Origin of the sequence: Bradyrhizobium jicamae (assembly GCF_001440395.1) — a bacterium.
Classification (GTDB): Bacteria; Pseudomonadota; Alphaproteobacteria; order Rhizobiales; family Xanthobacteraceae; genus Bradyrhizobium; species Bradyrhizobium jicamae.
Genome location: NZ_LLXZ01000183.1, coordinates 73,294 through 93,392, shown reverse-complemented (window position 1 = coordinate 93,392; position 20,099 = coordinate 73,294). Strand labels below are relative to the sequence as shown.

Annotated in this window: 20 protein-coding genes and 1 tRNA gene; 9 read left to right on the top strand and 12 right to left on the bottom strand. The window is 62.9% G+C overall.

Going from position 1 to position 20,099, the window contains the following annotated elements; all coding sequences use genetic code 11:
- Positions 1-122: 122 nt before the first annotated feature.
- Positions 123-2,384 (bottom strand): GumC family protein, encoded by a 2,262-nt coding sequence (locus tag CQ12_RS31160; RefSeq protein WP_057839100.1) that lies wholly within the window; start codon positions 2,382-2,384, stop codon positions 123-125.
- Positions 2,385-2,670: 286 nt separating this feature from the next.
- Here CQ12_RS31160 and CQ12_RS31155 point away from each other — a divergent pair, with 286 nt between their 5' ends.
- The 3 genes from CQ12_RS31155 to CQ12_RS31145 all read left to right on the top strand — a co-directional run bounded on the left by CQ12_RS31155 (position 2,671) and on the right by CQ12_RS31145 (position 6,858).
- On the top strand, positions 2,671-3,804 hold the full coding sequence (locus CQ12_RS31155) for a glycosyltransferase family 4 protein (protein ID WP_057839110.1): 1,134 nt from the start codon (positions 2,671-2,673) through the stop codon (positions 3,802-3,804).
- 138 nt (positions 3,805-3,942) lie between these two features.
- Positions 3,943-5,457 carry an undecaprenyl-phosphate glucose phosphotransferase gene (locus CQ12_RS31150; protein WP_057839109.1) on the top strand — a complete coding sequence of 505 codons (1,515 nt, stop codon included), beginning with the start codon at positions 3,943-3,945 and terminating at the stop codon, positions 5,455-5,457.
- A 132-nt stretch (positions 5,458-5,589) separates the two neighbouring features.
- On the top strand, positions 5,590-6,858 hold the full coding sequence (locus CQ12_RS31145; protein WP_057839099.1) for an O-antigen ligase family protein: 1,269 nt from the start codon (positions 5,590-5,592) through the stop codon (positions 6,856-6,858).
- Here CQ12_RS31145 and CQ12_RS31140 read toward each other — a convergent pair.
- Positions 6,855-7,337 carry a MarR family winged helix-turn-helix transcriptional regulator gene (locus CQ12_RS31140; RefSeq protein ID WP_157088601.1) on the bottom strand — a complete coding sequence of 161 codons (483 nt, stop codon included), beginning with the start codon at positions 7,335-7,337 and terminating at the stop codon, positions 6,855-6,857. The genes CQ12_RS31145 and CQ12_RS31140 overlap by 4 nt on opposite strands.
- A 124-nt stretch (positions 7,338-7,461) precedes the next feature.
- Between CQ12_RS31140 and CQ12_RS31135 the strand changes: the two genes are divergently transcribed.
- Entirely contained in the window at positions 7,462-8,655 is a 1,194-nt protein-coding gene (locus CQ12_RS31135; RefSeq protein WP_057839108.1) for an FAD-dependent oxidoreductase, read from the top strand.
- 71 nt (positions 8,656-8,726) lie between these two features.
- Here the strand turns inward: CQ12_RS31135 and CQ12_RS31130 are convergent, their stop codons facing one another.
- From CQ12_RS31130 to CQ12_RS31120, 3 genes are all read right to left on the bottom strand, one after another.
- Positions 8,727-9,905, bottom strand: coding sequence for a saccharopine dehydrogenase family protein (locus CQ12_RS31130; RefSeq protein ID WP_057839097.1), 1,179 nt, complete (start codon positions 9,903-9,905; stop codon positions 8,727-8,729).
- Positions 9,906-10,019: 114 nt separating this feature from the next.
- On the bottom strand, positions 10,020-10,805 hold the full coding sequence (locus tag CQ12_RS31125; RefSeq protein WP_057839096.1) for a DUF169 domain-containing protein: 786 nt from the start codon (positions 10,803-10,805) through the stop codon (positions 10,020-10,022).
- Between the two features lie 71 nt (positions 10,806-10,876).
- Entirely contained in the window at positions 10,877-11,683 is an 807-nt protein-coding gene (locus tag CQ12_RS31120; protein ID WP_083519548.1) for a YdcF family protein, read from the bottom strand.
- Between the two features lie 67 nt (positions 11,684-11,750).
- On the opposite strand from CQ12_RS31120, the gene CQ12_RS31115 reads away from it, so the two are divergent.
- The gene (locus tag CQ12_RS31115) at positions 11,751-12,692 is read left to right on the top strand and encodes an acetamidase/formamidase family protein (protein WP_057839095.1); all 942 of its coding nucleotides are present in this window, start codon (positions 11,751-11,753) and stop codon (positions 12,690-12,692) included.
- Between the two features lie 19 nt (positions 12,693-12,711).
- On the opposite strand, the gene CQ12_RS31110 is transcribed toward CQ12_RS31115, so the two are convergent.
- On the bottom strand, positions 12,712-13,059 hold the full coding sequence (locus CQ12_RS31110) for a GrlR family regulatory protein (RefSeq protein ID WP_057839094.1): 348 nt from the start codon (positions 13,057-13,059) through the stop codon (positions 12,712-12,714).
- 289 nt (positions 13,060-13,348) lie between these two features.
- Between CQ12_RS31110 and CQ12_RS31105 the strand changes: the two genes are divergently transcribed.
- On the top strand, positions 13,349-13,549 hold the full coding sequence (locus CQ12_RS31105) for a hypothetical protein (RefSeq protein ID WP_057839093.1): 201 nt from the start codon (positions 13,349-13,351) through the stop codon (positions 13,547-13,549).
- Positions 13,550-13,593: 44 nt separating this feature from the next.
- Entirely contained in the window at positions 13,594-14,064 is a 471-nt protein-coding gene (locus tag CQ12_RS31100) for a GcrA family cell cycle regulator (protein WP_057839092.1), read from the top strand.
- A 202-nt stretch (positions 14,065-14,266) separates the two neighbouring features.
- Here CQ12_RS31100 and CQ12_RS31095 read toward each other — a convergent pair whose 3' ends face one another.
- Positions 14,267-15,235 carry an SDR family oxidoreductase gene (locus CQ12_RS31095; protein WP_057839091.1) on the bottom strand — a complete coding sequence of 323 codons (969 nt, stop codon included), beginning with the start codon at positions 15,233-15,235 and terminating at the stop codon, positions 14,267-14,269.
- A 151-nt stretch (positions 15,236-15,386) separates the two neighbouring features.
- Positions 15,387-16,292 (bottom strand): dihydrodipicolinate synthase family protein, encoded by a 906-nt coding sequence (locus tag CQ12_RS31090; RefSeq protein ID WP_057839106.1) that lies wholly within the window; start codon positions 16,290-16,292, stop codon positions 15,387-15,389.
- Positions 16,293-16,638: 346 nt separating this feature from the next.
- On the opposite strand from CQ12_RS31090, the gene CQ12_RS31085 reads away from it, so the two are divergent.
- Positions 16,639-17,862: an ABC transporter substrate-binding protein gene (locus tag CQ12_RS31085; protein WP_057839090.1), complete on the top strand. Its 1,224-nt coding sequence runs from the start codon at positions 16,639-16,641 to the stop codon at positions 17,860-17,862.
- 8 nt (positions 17,863-17,870) lie between these two features.
- Here CQ12_RS31085 and CQ12_RS31080 read toward each other — a convergent pair whose 3' ends face one another.
- The gene (locus CQ12_RS31080) at positions 17,871-18,536 is read right to left on the bottom strand and encodes a hypothetical protein (RefSeq protein ID WP_057839089.1); all 666 of its coding nucleotides are present in this window, start codon (positions 18,534-18,536) and stop codon (positions 17,871-17,873) included.
- A 16-nt stretch (positions 18,537-18,552) separates the two neighbouring features.
- Positions 18,553-19,134 (bottom strand): hypothetical protein, encoded by a 582-nt coding sequence (locus CQ12_RS31075; protein ID WP_057839088.1) that lies wholly within the window; start codon positions 19,132-19,134, stop codon positions 18,553-18,555.
- A 229-nt stretch (positions 19,135-19,363) separates the two neighbouring features.
- Here CQ12_RS31075 and CQ12_RS47305 point away from each other — a divergent pair, with 229 nt between their 5' ends.
- The gene (locus CQ12_RS47305) at positions 19,364-19,492 is read left to right on the top strand and encodes a hypothetical protein (RefSeq protein WP_283807427.1); all 129 of its coding nucleotides are present in this window, start codon (positions 19,364-19,366) and stop codon (positions 19,490-19,492) included.
- Between the two features lie 33 nt (positions 19,493-19,525).
- Here CQ12_RS47305 and CQ12_RS31070 read toward each other — a convergent pair.
- Both CQ12_RS31070 and CQ12_RS31065 read right to left on the bottom strand, forming a co-directional pair.
- Positions 19,526-19,603 (bottom strand) — tRNA-Pro (locus CQ12_RS31070).
- Positions 19,604-19,694: 91 nt separating this feature from the next.
- On the bottom strand, positions 19,695-20,099 hold a 405-nt coding region (locus CQ12_RS31065), incomplete at its 5' end, for a MerR family transcriptional regulator (protein WP_245310247.1).

The following is a 20,099-nucleotide window of genomic DNA, read 5'->3' as shown; positions in this document are numbered from 1 at the left end:
CGCTCCGATGACGCAACCCATTCCGCTGTTGCCAGACCACGCCTTGACGGCGGCGAGCACGGCGTCATTCTGCCAATTGTCCGGGATCGATCAGCCCAATCTAATGGTTGCTACGAAACCTCTTACGCTGCGACCACGCGCGGGCCCGGCTCGACCGCATCCGACGGCTGGCACGGCTCGCTCAGCATCGTCACCTCCGAGAATCCCACCGCCCTGAGCTGGTCGCACATCGACGCGCGCGCGTCCTGCGCCATCGATTCTTCAGGCACCACGATCGCCTGCGCCTGCGACGTCAGCAATTCGGCCGGCAGATCGGACGCGGCGCCGGCATCCAGCACGACATGGTCGTAAACCCGCAGCAGCGCATCGATCGCCAGCGTCAGCCGCGGCGACTGGAGATGCGCACGGTCGAAGCCTGGGCGCCCGGCGCTGACGAGATGAGCCCGCGATAGCTGGTCCTTGGTGATGATTTGCGCAAACGAGGCTTCGCCTTGCATCAGTTCGGCAAGGCCGGGCGCCACCGGATCGGCCGACGCCGCCACGATCACCGGCGAAGACGCCACGAGATCGACGACCACGACTTTCGCCTGCTGCGCCATCAGCCGCGCCAGCGTCAATGCGGTCAGCGTGATGCTCTCGCTCGATGCGCTACCGAGCACGGTCACCTTCCGCGTCGCGTCGCCGGCGCCAAGCAGCGCATCGGCCAGTTGCTCGATCTCGCCGTCCTCTGCCGCCGCAACATTCATGCGTGAAGCGTCCGCGGGGGGCTCGTGCGACACAGGCTCGAGAAGCTGGTCTTCCTCGATGGGAAGCTCCGGCGCGATGGCCGGCGCGCGCACCGGTTCCGGTGTTGACGCCATGACGATGTCGGGTGCAATCTCGCGCACGGCATCCGGCGAAACCGCACCGCGCGCCCGCGGCGCGGTCATGCGCAGCAATTCGCCGGTCGCAATCGCACCTGACGTCAGCAGTAGGGTCGCCAGTGTCGCGATCAGCACGATCGGCAGCTTCTTCGGATAGGCCGGCGTGTTGGAAACGGTGGCGCGGGAGATGATGCGGCCGTCGGCCGGCGCCGCCTCGATATTCTCGCGCGCGCTCGCCTCGCGGTATTTGGCGAGATAGGTTTCCAGGAGGTCGCGCTGCGCCTTGGCCTCGCGCTCGAGCGCGCGGAGCTGCACGTCCTGGCCGTTGTTGGAGGAAGCCTGCTTCTTCAATTGGTCGAGACTGTTCATCAGACCGTCGACCCGGCCCCCGGCAATGCGTGCATCATTGTCCAGCGAGCGCGACACCTTGCCCGCCTCCTCGCGCAGCTGGCGATCGAGATCGGCGAGCTGCGCCTTCAACTCCTTGATGCGGGGATGGCCGCCAAGCAGCGTCGAGGATTGCTCGGCCAGCTGGGCGCGCAGGGTCACCCGCTGCTCGGAGAGCCTTCGGATCAGTTCGGAATTGAGTACTTCGGATGCCTCGATCGGCTGGCCGCTTTGCAGCATTTCCCTGATCAGCCGGGCCTTGGACTCCGCGTCCGACTTCAATGCGCGGGCGTTGTTCAACTGCGTGTTGATCTCGCCCATCTGCTGGTTGGAGAGCGTGGTATTGTTGGTGCCGACAAACAGGCTGGACTTGGAGCGGAAATCCTCGACGCGCGATTCGGATTCGGCCACCTTCTTGCGCAGCTGTTCGATTTCGCCCGACAGCCACTGGCCGGCCGTTTTCGCCTGTTGCTGCCGCGCGTCCTGCTGCAGCACCAGATACCCTTCCGCAATCGAATTGGCGACACGCGCCGCGAGTTCGGGATCGCGCGACTGGAATTCGACGACGATGACGCGGGACTTGTCGACCACATAGGCCGTAAAGCGCTCGTAATAAGCTTCCAGCACGCGCTCTTCAGGCGTCAGCGAGAACGGGTCGCGGCCGATGCCGATCAGTGCCAGCAGCGACTTGATCGGCGAAGAGCCGCGCAACACCGGATCGAACTCGGGGAGTTCGGCAAGCTTGTTCTTCCTGATGATCTCGCGGGCCAGATCGCGCGACTGCACGAGCTGCACCTGGCTGGCCACGGCTTCGGCGTCGAGCGCGCTGCGCTCCTGGTCGCGCTCGCCAGTCGGCCGCAGGAACACGTTCTCGCGGCCATCGACCAGGATGCGCACTTCTGACTTGAACCGGGGGGTAATCATATTGACGGCGACGAGCGACAATACCAGCGCCAGCACCGTCGGGATAATGATCCAGCCTCGCTTGCGCATCAGCGCCTGACCGAGCGCATGCAGATCGAGATCGCCGGAATAGGATGCGGCGACGGGCCTACGAGCCGCAGGCGCAGGCCTTGTTACCGCCCGCTGCACCACCGGCTTGTCCTTGCCTGCACGCCAGAACGCCAAACGCATCGCACACTCCCGCGGACGCAACTATCGGTCCGCTCGACCGGCGCGATTACACTTCATTATGGTTGCCGCCGGGTTAATTCGCGTTGTACGCGCGCCGAAACGCCGCCCCTCGCGCATCAAGTCATTTTTTGTTAACCATCCACACCCTTAATCGCGAAATAGTTTTCCAGGATTCCCGTAATGCGTGGCGCTCCCGCCCCAATTCCATGTTTGGTTGCTTCGCTGGCGTTTGCCAGCTGCATGGCTCGGACCTCGCTGCTATCGGTCGCATCTGAAGGCGGTCTCGATGCCTTTCGTTGACGGTCAGCCGCTACGGATCCTGCACGCGACGCGGGCGCCGGTCGGCGGCATTTTCCGCCACATCCTCGATCTCGCCAACGGACAGGCCGACCGCGGCCATCACGTCGGCATCATCGCCGACAGCCTCACTGGCGGCGAGCGCGCCGAACATGCACTGGCGGAAATCGCCCCGCGCCTCAAGCTCGGCGTTCACCGCACCGCCATTCGCCGCGAACCGCTTCCGACCGATGTTTTGGTATGGGCCCGGTTCCAGCGCATGGTCCGCGAACTGAAGCCGGACGTACTGCATGGTCACGGCGCCAAGGCTGGGACTTTCATGCGGCTCAGGACCGCATCCCGCGAAAGGATCCGGGTCTATACCCCGCATGGCGGCTCGCTGCACTATCCGCTGTCGACACTGAAGGGCAACATCTACGCCCGCGTCGAGCGCGCGCTGATGAACGATACCGACCTGTTCCTGTTCGAAAGCGCGTTCGCGCAAAACACCTATCAGCGCACCATCGGCACGCCGAAGGGGCTGGTACGATGCGTGTTCAACGGCGTCACCGCCGGTGAATTCGACGCGATCACGAAAGCCGACGACGCCACCGACCTGGTCTATGTCGGCGAGTTCCGGCACATCAAGGGCGCCGACCTCCTGATTGACGCCGTGGCGCGGCTGCGCGCCGGCGGCCGGCAGGTGACGCTGACGCTCGCCGGCGACGGCGAGCAAAGCGAAAGCCTGAAAGCTCAGGTGCAGGAACTCGGCCTCGGCGAGGCCGTGCGGTTCATCGGTCACGTCAAGGCGCGCTACGGATTCTCCAAGGGCTCGCTGCTTGTGGTTCCGTCCCGCGGCGATTCGATGCCCTATGTCGTGATCGAGGCGGCAGCTGCCGGCATTCCGATGGTCGCCGCCAATGTCGGCGGCATCCCCGAGATTTTCGGCGAGCATGGCGACGCCCTGTTCGCGCCCAGCAACGCGGCGGCGATGGCCGATGCCATTGAAGCCGCGCTGGAGGATCCGTCCACGACCGAAGCGCGGGCCAAATCGCTGCGCGAACGAATCTTCATGCATTTTTCGCAGAAGGCGATGGTCGAGGGGGTTTTTGCCGGCTACCGCGACGCGTTTGCCAATCGTTAACCGTTATTTACCAACGTAACTGTTTCTTCCGATTTGTCCCGTAAGCCGTGGTGTGGGGAATTCCGCACCGGCGGGCACGTTCCTATGTGCCTGCTCAAGAACGGGATGAGGACAGTGGAACCGATCAACGCACGCTCGATGCTCGATGCTGCGGCGACCGCCAGCGCCGATCGACCGCCGGTCGAACGGCGCCGCAGGTTGTCGCCGGCGGCGCTCGCCGTGGCCAATCAGAAAGTCGGCCGCGCCTATTCCCCGATCGTGATCGCTGGCGTGGTTCGCGTCATCGACTTCGTAATGCTGAGCGCGATCGGCATCGCGCTCTATTTCGGATATGCCGTCCCGCTCAGCGGCTTCTACTGGGAGTTTCTCGCGGCGATCTTCGGCGTCGCCGCAACGGCCGTGATCTGCTTCCAGGCCGCCGATATCTACCAGGTGCAGCTATTCCGCGGCCATCTTCGCCAGATGACCCGGATGATTTCATCCTGGACGTTCGTGTTCCTGCTGTTCATCGGCGCCTCCTTCATCGTCAAGCTCGGCAGCGAGATTTCGCGGCTGTGGCTCACGGCATTTTTCCTCACTGGCCTCGCCGCGCTGCTGGCGCAGCGCCTGGTCCTGCGCGCGCTGGTGCGCAGCTGGGCGCGCCAGGGCCGGCTCGATCGCCGCACCATCATCGTGGGCGCGGACCAGAATGGCGAAGAGCTCGTCCAGGCGCTCAATACCCAGGACGATTCCGACATAAAGGTGCTTGGCGTATTCGACGACCGCAACGACGACCGCGCGATGGACACCTGCGCCGGCAGTCCGAAGCTCGGCAAGGTGGACGACATTGTCGAGTTCGCCCGCCGCACCCGCATCGACCTCGTGCTATTCGCGCTGCCGATCTCTGCCGAGACGCGCATTCTCGACATGCTGAAGAAACTGTGGGTGCTGCCGGTGGATATCCGCCTGTCAGCGCATACGAACAAGCTGCGCTTCCGCCCCCGCTCCTATTCCTATCTCGGCGAGGTGCCGACACTGGACGTGTTCGAGGCGCCGATCACCGACTGGGACCTGGTCATGAAGTGGCTGTTCGACCATGTCGTCGGCTTCGTCATCCTGGTGCTGGCGCTGCCGGTGATGGGACTGGTCGCGCTCGCGGTCAAGCTCGACAGCCCTGGCCCGGTGCTGTTCCGCCAGAAGCGGTTCGGCTTCAACAATGAGCGCATCGACGTCTTCAAGTTCCGTTCGATGTACCATCATCAGGCCGATCCGACCGCCTCCAAGGTCGTGACCAAGAACGATCCGCGCGTCACCCGCGTCGGGCGCTTCATCCGCAAGACCAGCCTCGACGAGCTGCCGCAACTCTTCAACGTCGTGTTCAAGAGCAATTTGTCGCTGGTCGGCCCCCGGCCGCACGCGGTGCAGGGCAAGCTGCAGAGCCGACTGTTCGACGAGGCCGTCGACGGCTATTTCGCCCGCCACCGCGTCAAGCCGGGCATCACCGGCTGGGCGCAGATCAACGGCTGGCGCGGCGAAGTCGATACCGACGAGAAGATCCAGAAGCGCGTCGAGTTCGATCTCTATTACATCGAGAACTGGTCAGTGCTGTTCGATCTCTACATTCTCTTGAAGACGCCGGTCGCGCTGATGACCAAGAGCGAGAACGCTTATTGAGTTAGCGTCATTGCGAGCGCAGCGAAGCAATCCATGGCGCGGCGTTCGGATAGATGGATTGCTTCGTCGCTTCGCTCCTCGCAATGACGGCGGATAGTGGTGCTGTAGTTAGTCGAGTTGCGTGAGTGTGCAATGACGTATGCGGCGACAGCCGGGGGTTCCCTACCATCGACGACGGCCGCGCCCGGCGTGCTGGCCTTGCAGCGCGCGCTGGTGTGGCTGATCGGGGCATCCGGCGCCATCGTCTTCATCGAACCCTCGCCCTATGAGCTGGCGACGCTTGCCGCCACGGTGGTTTTCTTCGCAACCGGTTTGCGGATGCGGCTGGTGTTCATACCGCTGCTACTGCTGCTGTTCCTGGTCAATATCGGCTACAGCATCAGTGCGGTTGCCGTCATGGACCGGCCCAGCGTTCCGAACTGGATCGCGACCTCCTGGTACATGGCGATCACGGTCATCCTTTTCGCGATGGTCATCTCCGAGGACACCACAGCGCGGCTCGACATGCTCCGTCGCGGCCTCGTCGTCGGCGCGGTGATTGCGTCGCTCGCGGGCATCGCCGGCTATTTCAATCTCGTCCCCGGCGGGCGCGACCTGCTGACGCTGTATGACCGTGCCCGCGGCACGTTCAAGGATCCCAACGTGTACGGCGCGTTCCTGATCCTGCCGGCGCTGTTCGCGCTGCAAAGCGTCGTCACGGAAAAGATCGGCAAGGCGCTCCGCAGCGCGATGGCGTTCGGCATCATATCGCTGGCTATCCTGCTTTCGTTTTCGCGCGCCGCCTGGGGCCAACTGATTGTTACGGCCGCCGTTATGCTCGCGCTGATGGTGCTTACCAGCCGTTCGCAGGCGCAGCGCTCCCGCATCATCGTGATCGCGCTCGCCGCCGCCGTCATCGCGGCGGCGCTGGTCGCAGTGCTGCTATCGCTCGATTCGGTCGCGCAGCTGTTCAAGCAGCGCGCCAGCTTCGATCAGAGCTACGACGGAGGCCGCTTCGGCCGTTTCGGCCGGCATGTCCTCGGCGCCGAGATGGCGCTTGGGCTGCCGTTCGGCATCGGCCCGCTGCAGTTCAACCGCTTCTTTCCCGAAGACACCCACAATTCCTACCTGAACGCGTTCATGTCGGGCGGCTGGCTCTCCGGCGTCTGCTATCCGGCGCTGGTCTTCGTCACGGTGCTGACGAGCTTCCGCTATGTCTTCGTCCGCGTGCCCTGGCAGCCGATCTATCTGGCCATCTTCGCAGCCTTCCTCGGCACGGTCGGCGAGAGCTTCATCATCGATACCGACCACTGGCGGCATTTCTGGCTGATGCTGGGCACGATGTGGGGCATGTTCGTCGCCGCCGAACGCTGGAAGGCCGACAACGATCCGGTGCTGTTGGCTCCCGCAAAGCCGTCCTAGGACCGCTTGCTCTTCTTCGCAGGCTTTGGCTTCGGCGCTTCGACCATCGATTTCAGTTCTTCGGTCGCCGCCAGCATCGTCTCGTAGCCCCTGGTCGCGAACTCCAGCAGCAATTTCAACTCGGCGTCCGAATAGGACTCCCAGAGTTTGACCATGCCGCGATGCATGTGTTCGTAGAACCGCCCGATCCTGGCGAGATTTTCCGGCACGATCGCAATGAACACCTTGCGGCGATCGGCGGGATCGCGCTCGCGGCGGACCAGGCCCGCCTTCTCCAGCCGGTCGACGACGCCGGTGATCGCGCCGGTGGTCAGCCCGGTCACCTCCGCCAGACGCCCGGCCGTCACCCGGCCTTCCAGGTTGAGGAAGTCGAGACATTCGAGGTCGGAGCCGGAAACCCCGACCGTATTGGCCACCGTTTGCCCGAAAATGACGCCCTGCGCCGACGAGCGCCGCAGCGCGTGTTCGAGTTCCTGCATCAGCGCAGCCCGCGCCTTCGCCCTTGACAAAGCCAGCCTCTTCTCTTAGTCGATATACATCTTAGTCACTAAGATAATTAGCGACTATACGTTCCTATCACTTCACGCACGCATGGAGCAAGGCATGAGCGGACGACCCAAGGCGTTGGTGATTGGCGGCGGCATCGCCGGGTCAGTGACGGCAATCTTTCTCAAGAAGGCCGGCATCGACGCCGAATTGTTCGAGGCGTGGCCCTATTCCACCGGCATCGGCGGCGGCCTGCAGATCGCGCCGAACGGCATGCATGTGCTGGCCGAGATCGGATTGGCCGACGAGATGATCCGGCGCGGATCGATCGCGGAGTCCTTCGATTTCCATTCGCAATCCGGCGCCCGCCTCGGTTCGGTCAACCAGAACATGCGGCAGCGCTTCGGCCAGCCTGCGGTGAACATGTGCCGCGCCACGCTGAACGAGATGCTGGTCAATAAGGCCTGGTGCGAGAATGTCGAACTGCGGTTCGAGAAGCGGCTGGTCGCCATCGAGGATCGCGCCGACCGGCCCGTGGTTGCGCATTTCGCCGACGGCACCACTGCCGAGGGCGATTTCGTGATCGGCGCCGATGGCGTGCACTCCGCGGTGCGGGCGCATGTGATTCCGGATGGCCCAAAACCGTTCGATACCGGGCTGATCGGGTTCGGCGGCTTTGTCCCGCGCACGGCGATCGCAGATGCACCGATCGGCCAACGCGTGGCGACAACCTTCGGGCAGAGCGGCTTTTTCGGTTACGGCCTATGCAGTTCGGACGAGAACGACGGCGTAATGTGGTGGAGCACGCAGCCCTCGCATGGTGTCGACGCAGCCGCGTTTCGCGCCATGAGCCAGGACACGATCAGGCGGCATCTGCTCGACTTCCATGCCGGCTGGCACGATCCGATCCCGCGGATTCTGGACGCGGCTGAAAATATCGTGGTGACGGCAACGCTCGATGTCGCGACGCTGCCGACCTGGTCGCGCCAGCGTACGCTCCTGATCGGCGACGCCGCGCACGCCACCAGCCCGCATGCCGGCCAGGGTGCCTCGCTTGCGCTCGAAGACGCGATGCGGCTCGGCCGGCTGATGCAAGACAAGCAGGAGCTTGCGCTGACTTTCCAGCAGTTCGAGACCGAGCGCCGTCCGCGCGCCGAGAAGATCGTCGCGCTGGCCCGCCGCAACGGCAACAGCAAGCGCGAATTCAGCGCCACCGGCGCATGGGTTCGCGACCGTATGCTGAAATTGCTGTTGCCACTATCGGCCAAGGGAATGGACTGGATGTACGCCTACGATCCGCGGGCGGCGTAGGCGCGGTGTGCCGCGTATGGTGGGCAAAGGCGCTTCGCGCTTTGCCCACCCTACGAAGCCGCGATCTGCAGCTACTTCTCCACCTCAAACGTCAATCCCGCGTGATCGACCAAGCGCTTGATCAGCTTGTGCTGCATCGCTGCGCCCGGCGTCCAGAAGCCGGCCGGCACGTCGGGCGTATCGCGCAGCAGGCAGATCGCGCATTCCGAGATCATCTTCGAGGTCGAGCCGTAGCCGGGATCGCGATCGCCCTTCACCGCGGCGCGGACCTGCCGGCCGTCGGGCGCAATCGCGACATAGAGGAGATCGTAGAGCCCGTTCTCGCGCTCTTCCTTTGACGGGCCCTCGCCCGGCTTCGGCGCGTTCGGACCGGTCTTTTCGGTATTGGCCGCCATCACCAGCTTGGCGTTGGCCTCGCCCTTTTCGCCGGACCCGGTCAGCACCATCTCGTCATAGATGAAGTCCCTGCCGTACGGAAATCCCATCAGCATGTTGGAGCGGTGGACGTTGCGCGTGTTGATCAGGGCCATCATGAACGGCGCCGTCCAGGATTGCATGTCTTCTTCGTAGGCGGGCCTGTTGCCGCGCGGCTGTTTCGGACCGGTGAAGCCCGGCGTCAGCGCGAAGGGATCATTGAGGATCGCGACCAGGCTGAGATCCTTGGCGACCGCATCGAAGGTCGCCTTGGCGCTCGCCGCTGTGCCGCCGGAAAGCGTGCCGCGCATGTTGCGCACGCGGCCCTTGACGCGCAATGCCGGTGCGCCGAACACGCGCTTCGCCTCCTCTTGCACGAAGAACGCGCCGAGTTCGAACGGCACGGAATCGAACCCGCAGGAAAACACGATGCGCGCACCGCTCGCTTTCGCCGCAGTTTCGTGCTTGTCGATCATCTGCCGCATCCAGATCGGCTCGCCGCAGAGATCGACATAGTCGGTGCCGGCCTCGACGCAGGCTGCGATCAGTTCGTTGCCGTAGAGCTGATACGGGCCGACCGTGCTGATGACGCACTTGGCCTGGCCAACCATCGTCTTGAGCGACGCGGGATCACCGGCATCCGCCACGATCAGCGGCGTATCCTTCGGCGCACCGACGGCGTCGCGGACGGAGGCGAGCTTGTCCTTGCTGCGGCCGGCCATCGCCCATTTCAGACCGGCGTCGCCCTTGTAACGCTCGGCGAGATATTCAGCGACGAGCTGGCCGGTGAAGCCGGTTGCGCCATAGACGATGATGTCGAATTTCGACGATGACATATTTTGATTTCCCTAGGTCTCGTCATTGCCTGCGACAAACGCGAAGCGTTTGCGCAAGGGAGTGAAGTGACGGAGCTGCGCTCGCAATGACGGTTTCCTCTCGCTTTCGCAAGCCTATTTCTTCCCGTACGACACGCCCATCCCGGCGCGCACGTCGGCCTGGATGCCGTAGGGCGCGATCGGATAGCGCAGGCCGTTCTTGGCGAGTTGCTTCATACCGACAATGGCTTTGGCGAGATGCTCGGGCTTGAGCGCCATCAGCATCTCCTCATCGGGCACGCCGCCATAGCGCCGCTCGGCAAAGCACGGCAGCGAGAGCGACGGCTCGCCAGTCTTGAGCGCCCTGCCCCAGGAATCGGCGCAGGCGGTCTCGCCGACCACACCCCATTCGAACTTTCTGTAGCCGGTATATTGCAGGCCGTTGATCAGAATGATCATCTGTCCGGGCGTGGCGTAGACGAGGCAGATATCCGGCGGATTGAGCCGGCCGCTGGTCAGTGGGCTCACCGCCATCGCCTGGTACTGGCCGAAAGGCACGACATCGAGCGCTTCCTGACGCTTGCGCGCGTCCTCGGCCGTGCCATGCCAGACGCCGACGTAGTTTTCTCCGGCGAGCCATTTTTCGTCCCTGGGCGCCAGGCCGATCACGGCGCGGCATTGCGCGCCGACGAGATCCTCGCCGGTGATGCCGACGGTCCAGCCGAGCCGCGAGGCCATGCTGACGATCTGGTCGGTGGTATGCACCGCCGACGGACGCCGGATCTTTGGGATCGCAGTCATCTCCTCGACGCTGGCAAACATCTTGATGCCGATCACCGTCGTCTTCAGCCGGAGCAGGCTGTTCAGATCGGCCACCATGCCGGCCAGATCGAACGCTTCCGGCGGTGTCTGCTGTTGCATGGCGTCAACTCCCAAATCGGCGCGCTGAACGGCGCCTGGATCTCGATTGTAGCCCGGCCGGCTGCCCGCTTCTACTTCGATGCCGGTCCCGGCAGCAGATCATCGATCTTGCCGGTGGCGCGGTAGGCAACGAGGCCCATCCATTCGCGCACCGCCATGTCCACCCGCCCCAGCCCGTCCAGCGCGACGTTGGTGAAGCTCAGGACATCGCCGCGTTTGCCGACGCGCCAGTCGACGGGATAGGGCTCGACCGCAAATCCCGCCTTCCGGAACAGGCCGACCGATCGTGGCATATGGAACGCCGACGTCACCAGCAGCCAGCGCTCGCCCTCCTTCGGCGCGAGCAGGGCCTTGGAGAATTCCGCATTCTCCTGCGTGTTGCGCGAAGCCCTCTCCATGATCAGCCGCGATTTGTCGATGCCGAGGCTCTCGAAAATGGTGCCGGCGAAATCGGCCTCTCTGGCATCGTTCGATATCAGTTTCGCGCTGCCGCCCGAGAATACGACGCGCGCCTTCGGATAGCGGTGCGCCAGCGCCGCGGCTGCGATCAGGCGGTCGGGTGAGCTGCGCACCACCGGCGTGCCATGCGCGACGGAAAGATCGGCCTCGATCGATGCGCCGAGCACGATGATGCCGTCCGGCGGCGCCGCGCTGCCGGCTTCCCACGGCGGAAAGCGCTGCTCCAGCGGATAGAGCAGCAGGTTCCCAAGCGGCGACAGCCCGCAAATGATCAGCAGCAACACGGCGGCAATCACCAGCTTGCGGCCGAGCGATGCAAAGCGGGTAAACATCAGGATCGCGCCGACGAAACCCATGCCGATCAGAAAATTCGTCGGCAACAGCAGGAAGCCGATCGTCTTGGAGAGGGCAAAAAACAAGGGAAGCCTCTGACAATGTCTGGTACAGCGTCATACGACGCCATTGCAGCAATCAAAAGCCCTCCTCATGTCCCACCATCACCTGCATTCCAGCCCCGAAACCTGCCATTGGGGCTTCTTCGAAGCCAAGTTGAAGCCGGTCCTGACCATCGCCAGCGGCGATGAAGTCGCCATCGACACCGTGACCGGCGGCCCGGACGTGGTCCCGGACCGAAACAAGTTTCACATACCTCCTGAGCTTGCCGACATTCATGCGCGGAGCGAGCGCATGCTGCCCGGCCACATTCTGACCGGACCGGTCGCCGTAGAAGGCGCCGAACCCGGCGATGTGCTGGAGGTCGACATCCTCGACGTCCAGCTCCGGCAGGACTGGGGCTACAATCTGATCCGTCCGCTGGCGGGCACCCTGCCCGACGATTTCCACGAGACACGGATCCTGAACATCCCGCTCGATCTCAAGCGGATGGTGGGCCAAATGCCGTGGGGGCTCGATTTGCCGCTCAAGCCGTTCTTCGGCGTGATGGGCGTGGCGCCGCCGCCTGCCTGGGGCCGCATCACCTCGCTGATCCCGCGCGCGATGGGCGGAAATCTCGACAACAAGGAGCTTGGCGCCGGCGCCAAACTATATCTGCCCGTGTTCGTGCCGGGCGCGCTGTTCTCCTGCGGCGACGGTCATGGCGTGCAGGGCGACGGCGAAGTCTGCGTCACGGCCATCGAGACCGCGCTGCAGGGCCGCTTCCGCCTGACGCTGCGCAAGGACCTGCGGCTCAATTATCCCCGCGCCGAAACATCAGATCATTACATGACGATGGCGATGGATCCCGATCTCGATCAGTGCGTGGTGCGGGCGCTGCGCGACATGATCGTGCTGCTCGGCGAGAAGCGCAATCTGTCGCGTGAGGACGCCTACACGCTGTGCAGCCTCTCCGCCGATCTGCGCGTGACGCAGACGGTGAACGGCTCCAAGGGTATCCACTGCATGATCGCGAAATCGGTCGTGCACGGGTGACCGGACGGGCTGCGGCGCTTCAAAAAGGAGACTGCAGCTTCAGCCGGGCGTGAAACAGCACGCTGGTCTTTCCAACCAAAGCGGTCCCCTGCACCTGCGCACCGTCGGCGGAATACGAGCCGCTGAAGCCGCAGGTGACTTCGCGGCCGCCGAACAGCGGCAGCGCGCCCGCTGATTTCGTGTGCTCACTGGTAACCAGTTCGCCGCGCCATTTGCCGCGATCAGCGGTGTATGAGCCCGTGTAATAGAAATACGAGTCGCCGCCGGCGACCTTGCCATCGTGCAACACGATCACCCCGTGCGCGCGACCCTGGCCGCCGTCCGTCATCTCGATCTGGATGGTGTAGAGGCCGTTCGTTACCGTCATCGCGCCCTAGCCGTCATCCCCGGACATCATCGGCATTCCCACCGGTCCGAAGCAATCGGGAAATAGGCGCAAGCCTGGATCGTTTCGCCGCGCCTGCCACAGGCGTTAACGGCCGCCGCACACCGTGCGTCACTGCCGTTCAGCTCATCCACAAACCCTACGTCCGTATTTAATACGCTTTTTCAATTGGATAGGAAGCTATCCACAAGGCGTTTGACTCATGTGTGCAAAACTAAATAGAGTCGAAATAGTAACTTTTCAGTACATCGTTTAAAAGTTAGCGTTCCCCATGGCTACAGAAAAAGCCGAAACCGACCGCGTTCCAGTTACGTTGGCGCTCTCGACCATCAACTATCTCGAAAGACTGGTGAGACAGGGCACCCACGGCACCAGCGTTCCCGGCGTCGCAAGAACTTTGATCGAGGAAGGCATTCGGCTCGCCATCAAGGACGGGCTGCTTGCGATCCGCGACAATGGAAAGGCGTCCTGACGGGCAACGACGCGGCGGTTTTCACAGAATGTGGAACCGAGAAAATGCTTAACGTACCGACCTGGACCACCGATCGCGTCGAACTCCTGAAGAACCATTTTGAGGCCGGCCTGACCTGCCGCGAGATAGCCGCCAGTATCGGCGTCAGCCGTAACGCCGTGATCGGCAAGCTTGCCCGCCTGCAGTTGACGCGCGGTCCGGCCCGTGCGGAACCGCGCCCGACCAAGGCTGCCAGGGAACGGTCCCGAAAATCCATTCCGCGCCTGCAATACAAGATCCTGCAGGCCGTCTACGAAAACGCGGAGCCGCTGCCGGAAGTGGCGATCACAAGCGAACGGCGCTGCTCGCTGTTCGAACTCAGCAACCAGCGGTGCCGCTGGCCGATCGGTACGCCAGGTGCGGAGGATTTCTGCTTTTGCGGCGACACGCCGGTGGAAGGCATGCCCTATTGCACGGGGCACACCCGCCTCGCCTACCGCCCGGGCTCGCGCCAGCGCGTCGCGCGCGCATATTGACGAGCGACGTTCAGTTGCCGTGAAGACACGAAAATGCGGAGCGTCGGTTCTGATTTCATCAGAACCGATCGTCTTCTAAAGCGGGATGACTCTTCTTCGAATCGTCATCCCGCTTTAGCCTCTTGTTTGAGCATGATCTCAGCGCAAACGTGTTCGCGTTTGTCGCGAGGGAAAACCGCTACACACTTTTCCGCATCATGCTCTAGCCAAGCCGCCAGCCGACCTCTTCCGTAAAGCCCTTGTAGAACTCCGGCGTGTAGGCCTTTTCTGGGGCCTGCCGCACCCGCTCGTCGAGCTTGTGGGCATCGTCGCCGACGAGAATCCGCCAGCGCTCGGCCTTGACGCCGTCGAGGATGATCTTGGCTGCAGCCGCCGCCGTGGTCGGCGCCTCCTCGCGGAACGTGCGTGCACGGTCGAGCGCGATCTGCTGGATGTCCGCGTCCGACATCGGCGCGGTGTCGATGCCCATGCCGTTCAGGCGCTGCCGCGTCGCCAGGATTTCGTTCGGGCTGAGTTCATCGGATTCGGCGCCGCTCTGAATCCTGCGCGAATTGGAAACGATCGAAGTGCCGATATGCCCGGGCATCACGACGGAGCATTTGATGTGCGGGGCGTTGAGTCGCAGGTCCGTCATCAGCGCTTCGGTAAAGCCCTTCACCGCGAACTTGGCGGCGCTGTAGGCCGTGTGTGAGGCGCCCAGACCAACGGACGCCCAGAAGCCGTTGACGCTCGATGTGTTGACGATGTGAGCCTCGTCGGCCTTCATCATCAGCGGCAGGAAAGTGCGGACACCGAGATAGACGCCGCCCCAGCAGATGTTGAAGGTGCGCTCCCACTGCTCGCGCGTATTGGTGAACAGGCTGCCGCCGCCGCCGATACCGGCATTGTTGAACAGCAGATGGATCTTGTCGGTTGCCTGCTGTTCGATCAGTTCGTCGCGGAAGCGCTGCAGATGCGCCTCGATCGAGACGTCGGCGACATGGGTGGTCACGCGCAGACCCTGCGGCAGCTTTTCCGCCTCGCACAGCCGCTTGGTCTCGGCCATCGCTTCCACCGAGACGTCGCACATCGCGACGTTGCAGCCTTCGGCGACCAGCTGGCGCGCGAGCTCGCGGCCCATGCCCGTGCCGCCCCCGGTGATCACGGCGAACTTTCCGGCAAAATCCTTCATTGCGACGCTTACCTCGGTTTTCAATTTTTGAATTGGGGCTCCCGTGGAGATGGAGCCCGTGCGGAAGGACAGTAACAGTTCGCGACTATCGGTAAAGCCGCCCGTGAGACGGGCGGCATGATTGTCTCGTGACCGTTTCGCGGAGCGGAATTTACTCGGCCGCCTCGCGCGAACCGCCCAGCGCGCCCAATCCGTCCAGCGCCTTCCGGATGGCCGCCTGTTGCGCGGGCGATGCTTCCGGCATCGGCGCGCGCGAGAATGTCGCCGGCAATCCCTGCAGCGACTGCGCATAGCGTGTGCACGCCGGCAGATTGTCCGAGACGATGGCGTTCCACAGCGTCAGCAGTTTCTTGTGCAGTTCGAGCGCGCGGACATGATTGTCGGCCTTGACCACGTTCCAGAGTTCGATCGAAGCATGCGGCGCCGCGCTGAGGATCGCCGCGATCGAGCCATGCGCGCCGAGCGTATAGGACGGATACATCAGCGCATCGACGGCGCTGTAGATCAGTTTGTCCGGCGCCATCATCATGAGATCGGCGAACAGTTTCAGATCGCCTGCGCTCTGCTTGACGCCGACGACGAGCGGCACCTCGTTCATGATCCGCGTCAGCAGCGCCGGCGACAGATAGGACCAGGGAACGACGTTATAGATGATGATCGGCATGCCGGTTTCGTCGGCCATGCGACGGAAGTGATCGACCATCGCCTGCTCGTCCGGCTTGAACAGATAGTGCACCGGCGTCACCTGCAGCGCGGCGACATCCAAGTCGCGCACCAGTCTGCCGCGGCGGATCGCATCACGGGTGGAATCGACGATGATGCCCGCGATCACAGGCGCGCGCCCTTTCGCCGCTTCCACCGTCGCCGCCACCAGGTCGCGATATTCGTCGTGGTCGAGCGTATGCCCCTCACCGGTCGAACCGCCGGCCGCCATGCCATGACTGCCGGCACCAATTAGCCAGTCGACCTGGGGTGCAACCAGCTTGAAATCGATCTCGCCGTCTTTGCGAAACGGCGTGGTCATCGGCGGTATTACGCCGGTCGGACGTGTTTTCATCGGTCTGCCCTCGCGTTCCATCCGAATGTGCGGGTGTGTCCCCGCTTTCCCGGCGATATCGACCGGTCGCGGCAAGCCTATTGAATGTCGTCGCGATGGACCAGTTGCGGTATCGAGGCGGCTGATCAGCAGAAATGCCGGGGCAACAGCAGAGGTGGCGGCTCTTGCGCTGCAGCGCCGATAGTCGCCGGAGCAGTGGTTGCGTTGGCAGTCCCTTGACCTATGTCAATGGGCTACTCGGCGCGATGGCAAACCCTCCCTCGGGACGCACGGCTCACGTGACAGGGCGCGGGGATGTTCGCCTGACGCCGCTCGCTGCGAAACCGACATACCGAGGGCACCGCAGATGGATGTGGCAGTCCGACTCCTGATCGCTTTGGCGGTCGCATTGACATCGCTGGGTGCGATGTCCCCGGAACGATCCGAACAACCCGCCGATGAAACCGAGATACGCATCGGCAATCTCATGCCTTACTCGGGGAAGCTGGCCGAATTCGCTGCCATCGGAAGGGCCCAGGCGGCCTATTTCGACATGATCAACGCGCGCGGCGGGATCAACGGCCGCAAGATTCGATTCATTTCCCGCGATGACAATTCCGATCCGACCGTTGCGCTCGACATGACGCGCAAACTGGTCGAGCAGGACAATGTCCACCTGATATTCGGTTCCTTCGGAACACCAGGGAACCTTGCGGCCCGGCGTTTCCTGAATGAGAGGAAAATACCCCAGCTGTTCCCGGTTTCCGGCGCCGATGAGCTGAGCGATCCGAAGGCGTTTCCGTGGACGATGGGCTGGCAGCCGTCATCCCAGGCCGCCGGGCGCATCTATGCCAACTACATCCAGGCCACCTATCCGCAGCGCAAGATCGTGATCGTTTGGCAGAACGATCACTTCGGCAACGACCTGCACAAGGGACTCCAGAAGGGTCTTGGCGATCTGAAGCGCATGATCATCGTCGGCCTCGCCTTCGATGTCGCCGACGAGCATATCGACGGGCATGTTTCCATCCTGAAGCGATCGGGCGCCGAGATCCTGCTGTTCGCGGGCGTGCCGACAGCGGCCTCGCAAGTCATCCGCTTTGCGGCAGACCTGCATTGGCACCCGGCGTTGCTGCTGAACGATGCGGCAGCCTCGATCGGCGCCACATTGGGGCCGGCAGGAACGCAGAAATCTGCCGGCGTGATTTCGGCCACGTTCCTCAAGGATCCGACCGATCCGGCCTGGAAGGACGATCCCGCGATCAAGAACTGGCAAAGCTTTATGGACAAGTACTATCCCGACGGGGACAAGGGCAGCGGTGCCGCGCTTTACGGCTATGCCGCCGCGGAGACGCTGGTACAGGTGCTGAAACAATGCGGCAATGATCTCTCGCGCGAAAATATCATGCGACAGGCGACTTCATTGAACGACTTTGAGGTTTCCGTCCTTCTGCCCGGCATCAAGGTCAATACCAGCGCCGACGATTACCGGCCGATCAAGCAGATGCGCCTGGTTCAGTTCGACGGCCGCACCTGGCAGTTGATCGGCGACGTGATCGATACCGCGTTCACGACCGGTCAGAACAAATAGGTCACACGTCAGCGCTTGCAGATGTCGCGGGTCTCTTTCTGCTCGCTGCGCATGACCTGCAATATCTCGGCCGGGGCAAAGCTGCCGAAATCGGAGGCAATGAGCGTGCCGTAGCGACGGTGGTTCTTGAGCACGATCAGCAAGCGATCTCTGAGATTCTCCATCGCGCGTGCGTCACTGCCCGGCATGGAACCCTCGATCTGCTTCGCGTAGCCAAAGAATTTCATGGTGGCTTCTACCGCCGCTGCGCGGTTATCGGGATCGCAGAGCTGCCGATCCTCCAGTGCGTAAATGCAGCTCGCCAACTGCCCCCACGAGGCGGCCAGATTCCCTTTCTGGATTTCGGACCACCCGTCCGACTTACCAAGCATGGTGGAAACGTTCGCCTGCATACTGCCGGCCTTCAAGATGAAGTATGCAGCGCTCGGCTCCATCTTCGTGGCGTCCACACCGATATCCATCACTTTGAAGATACAGCTTCGCACGACCGGCGCGACTTCCGGCCGGCCGATACGATTGGTGTCGGCGAACATTGAAACACTGGGCCCGCCCGAAAACTGGCTTTGCACCAGACTAGATATTTGGGGCGCCCAGATCCATCCGCCGACCACGAGGAAGCCGCCGACAAAGGCAATGAGCGGCATGCGGACAAGGCTGAAAAATTCACCGGCCATTTCAAAACTCCTGGCACTAGGCCTTCGGGCAATTGTCGCTCGTACCCTTGTAGCGATCGAGCATCGGCTTCATCGCGGTGGGCACGCTCCAGCCGAAATCGGCCTTGATCAATCGTCCGCTACTGGTGTCCTGCAGCAGGGCTGCGTTGATCGCGCGGTTGCGCGGGCTGTCCCAGAGCTTCCTGACCGTGGACATTTCGGCTTCGCCATATCGCTTGGCCGTGTTCATCATCTCATCGAACTTCGCAAAATAATGATTGATGTAATCGACGATGTAGGCGCGGTTGTTCCGCTCGCAGACTGCATTGGGGTGCGTAACGAGATAGCAGTTCAGCGCCGCCGTCATGTCCCTTGTCCGGTCGAGATCGCGCCAGTCAACGCGATGCGTGTCAGTGGAAAGCTTCGGGAGCAGCCCGTCCCTTTCCGGCGCTTCAAGTGCGGGGTAACACGCCTCGCGTATTTTTGCCGCCCGCCACTCGCCCATACGTTCGCCGCCCGGCAGGTAGTCCCCGGTGTGACCCATGACAAAATAGTTGATCAGGTTTATGCCCAAAAAGATGCCGCCAAGGACAAAGGCCGCACGCTTCAGGAAATCCATGACTGACACTCTGCACAGGTTGTGCTCGGGGATTTTATAACACCCGGGGTGTGCCAGAACGTTAATCGCGGATCGGTGCTCGGGTTGAGGTTAAGAGGAATTTACCTTCTGGAGCGCGCAATCCCAGGGTGTCCCGGGTCTGCGGCCTATCGCCCGCACATCGCGTGAACCTTGAGCCCGCCGCAGCGACTTACATACCAGAGGCCATATCAATCTATGGGAGGCTGCGGTGACCCATTGGCGCGATACCATGGTCGAACGACCGGAAACGGATGCCGGGTCTTATTTTACAGGCTGGACCATCAGTGGGGTAGCCGTGCTGGGGACCATCGTTGCGGTCTGGGCCTTCGGCATCTAGCCAGGATCAAAGATCGCTATCGGTGAAGTTAAATGGTCGGAGCGAGAGGATTTGAACCTCCGACCCCTAGTCTCCCAGACTAGTGCGCTAACCGGGCTGCGCCACGCTCCGATGCCGTTCCATTAGCTGCGATCAGCGTCCGGCGCAAGACGCGCGAGTGGCCTCTTTGGGGGCCCAACGAGGGGGCCCAGTTCCCGCCCGCTCAGCCGTCCTTCATTGCCGTATCCAGCAACTCGCGGCAGGAAATCAGGTCCTGCAGCACCCGTTCGAGGCGCTCGCGGTCGGCCTCCGACGGCCCCGGCTTGCCCCTGGCGAACGGCAGCAAAATGCCGTCGTCGTCGGTATCGGCGAAGCGGTAGTCGATTTCCTTCTCTTCGGTCTCGTAGTCCTCATCCTCGGTCTCGGCATCGGTGGTCGGGATTTCGCCCTCTTCGGGCTCCTGCAGACTGAGACCGATCGCCTCCTCGACCGCGCCGAAGGTGACGGCCGAGGTCTGGTCGGCAAGACCCTGCACGGATTTGATGCCGTGCTCTTTCAGGATCCGCTGCACGCCGCGGATGGTGTAGCCCTCGCCGTACAGCAGGCGGCGGATACCCTTCAGCAAATC

Bases quoted from the DNA above. Each gene is read 5' to 3' on its own strand.
- CQ12_RS31160 (WP_057839100.1), bottom strand. From the start codon at position 2,384: ATGCGTTTGGCGTTCTGGCGTGCAGGCAAGGACAAGCCGGTGGTGCAG.
- CQ12_RS31155 (WP_057839110.1), top strand. From the start codon at position 2,671: ATGCCTTTCGTTGACGGTCAGCCGCTACGGATCCTGCACGCGACGCGG.
- CQ12_RS31150 (WP_057839109.1), top strand. From the start codon at position 3,943: ATGCTCGATGCTGCGGCGACCGCCAGCGCCGATCGACCGCCGGTCGAA.
- CQ12_RS31145 (WP_057839099.1), top strand. From the start codon at position 5,590: ATGACGTATGCGGCGACAGCCGGGGGTTCCCTACCATCGACGACGGCC.
- CQ12_RS31140 (WP_157088601.1), bottom strand. From the start codon at position 7,337: ATGCAGGAACTCGAACACGCGCTGCGGCGCTCGTCGGCGCAGGGCGTC.
- CQ12_RS31135 (WP_057839108.1), top strand. From the start codon at position 7,462: ATGAGCGGACGACCCAAGGCGTTGGTGATTGGCGGCGGCATCGCCGGG.
- CQ12_RS31130 (WP_057839097.1), bottom strand. From the start codon at position 9,905: ATGTCATCGTCGAAATTCGACATCATCGTCTATGGCGCAACCGGCTTC.
- CQ12_RS31125 (WP_057839096.1), bottom strand. From the start codon at position 10,805: ATGCAACAGCAGACACCGCCGGAAGCGTTCGATCTGGCCGGCATGGTG.
- CQ12_RS31115 (WP_057839095.1), top strand. From the start codon at position 11,751: ATGTCCCACCATCACCTGCATTCCAGCCCCGAAACCTGCCATTGGGGC.
- CQ12_RS31110 (WP_057839094.1), bottom strand. From the start codon at position 13,059: ATGACGGTAACGAACGGCCTCTACACCATCCAGATCGAGATGACGGAC.
- CQ12_RS31105 (WP_057839093.1), top strand. From the start codon at position 13,349: ATGGCTACAGAAAAAGCCGAAACCGACCGCGTTCCAGTTACGTTGGCG.
- CQ12_RS31100 (WP_057839092.1), top strand. From the start codon at position 13,594: ATGCTTAACGTACCGACCTGGACCACCGATCGCGTCGAACTCCTGAAG.
- CQ12_RS31095 (WP_057839091.1), bottom strand. From the start codon at position 15,235: ATGAAGGATTTTGCCGGAAAGTTCGCCGTGATCACCGGGGGCGGCACG.
- CQ12_RS31090 (WP_057839106.1), bottom strand. From the start codon at position 16,292: ATGAAAACACGTCCGACCGGCGTAATACCGCCGATGACCACGCCGTTT.
- CQ12_RS31085 (WP_057839090.1), top strand. From the start codon at position 16,639: ATGGATGTGGCAGTCCGACTCCTGATCGCTTTGGCGGTCGCATTGACA.
- CQ12_RS31080 (WP_057839089.1), bottom strand. From the start codon at position 18,536: ATGGCCGGTGAATTTTTCAGCCTTGTCCGCATGCCGCTCATTGCCTTT.
- CQ12_RS31075 (WP_057839088.1), bottom strand. From the start codon at position 19,134: ATGGATTTCCTGAAGCGTGCGGCCTTTGTCCTTGGCGGCATCTTTTTG.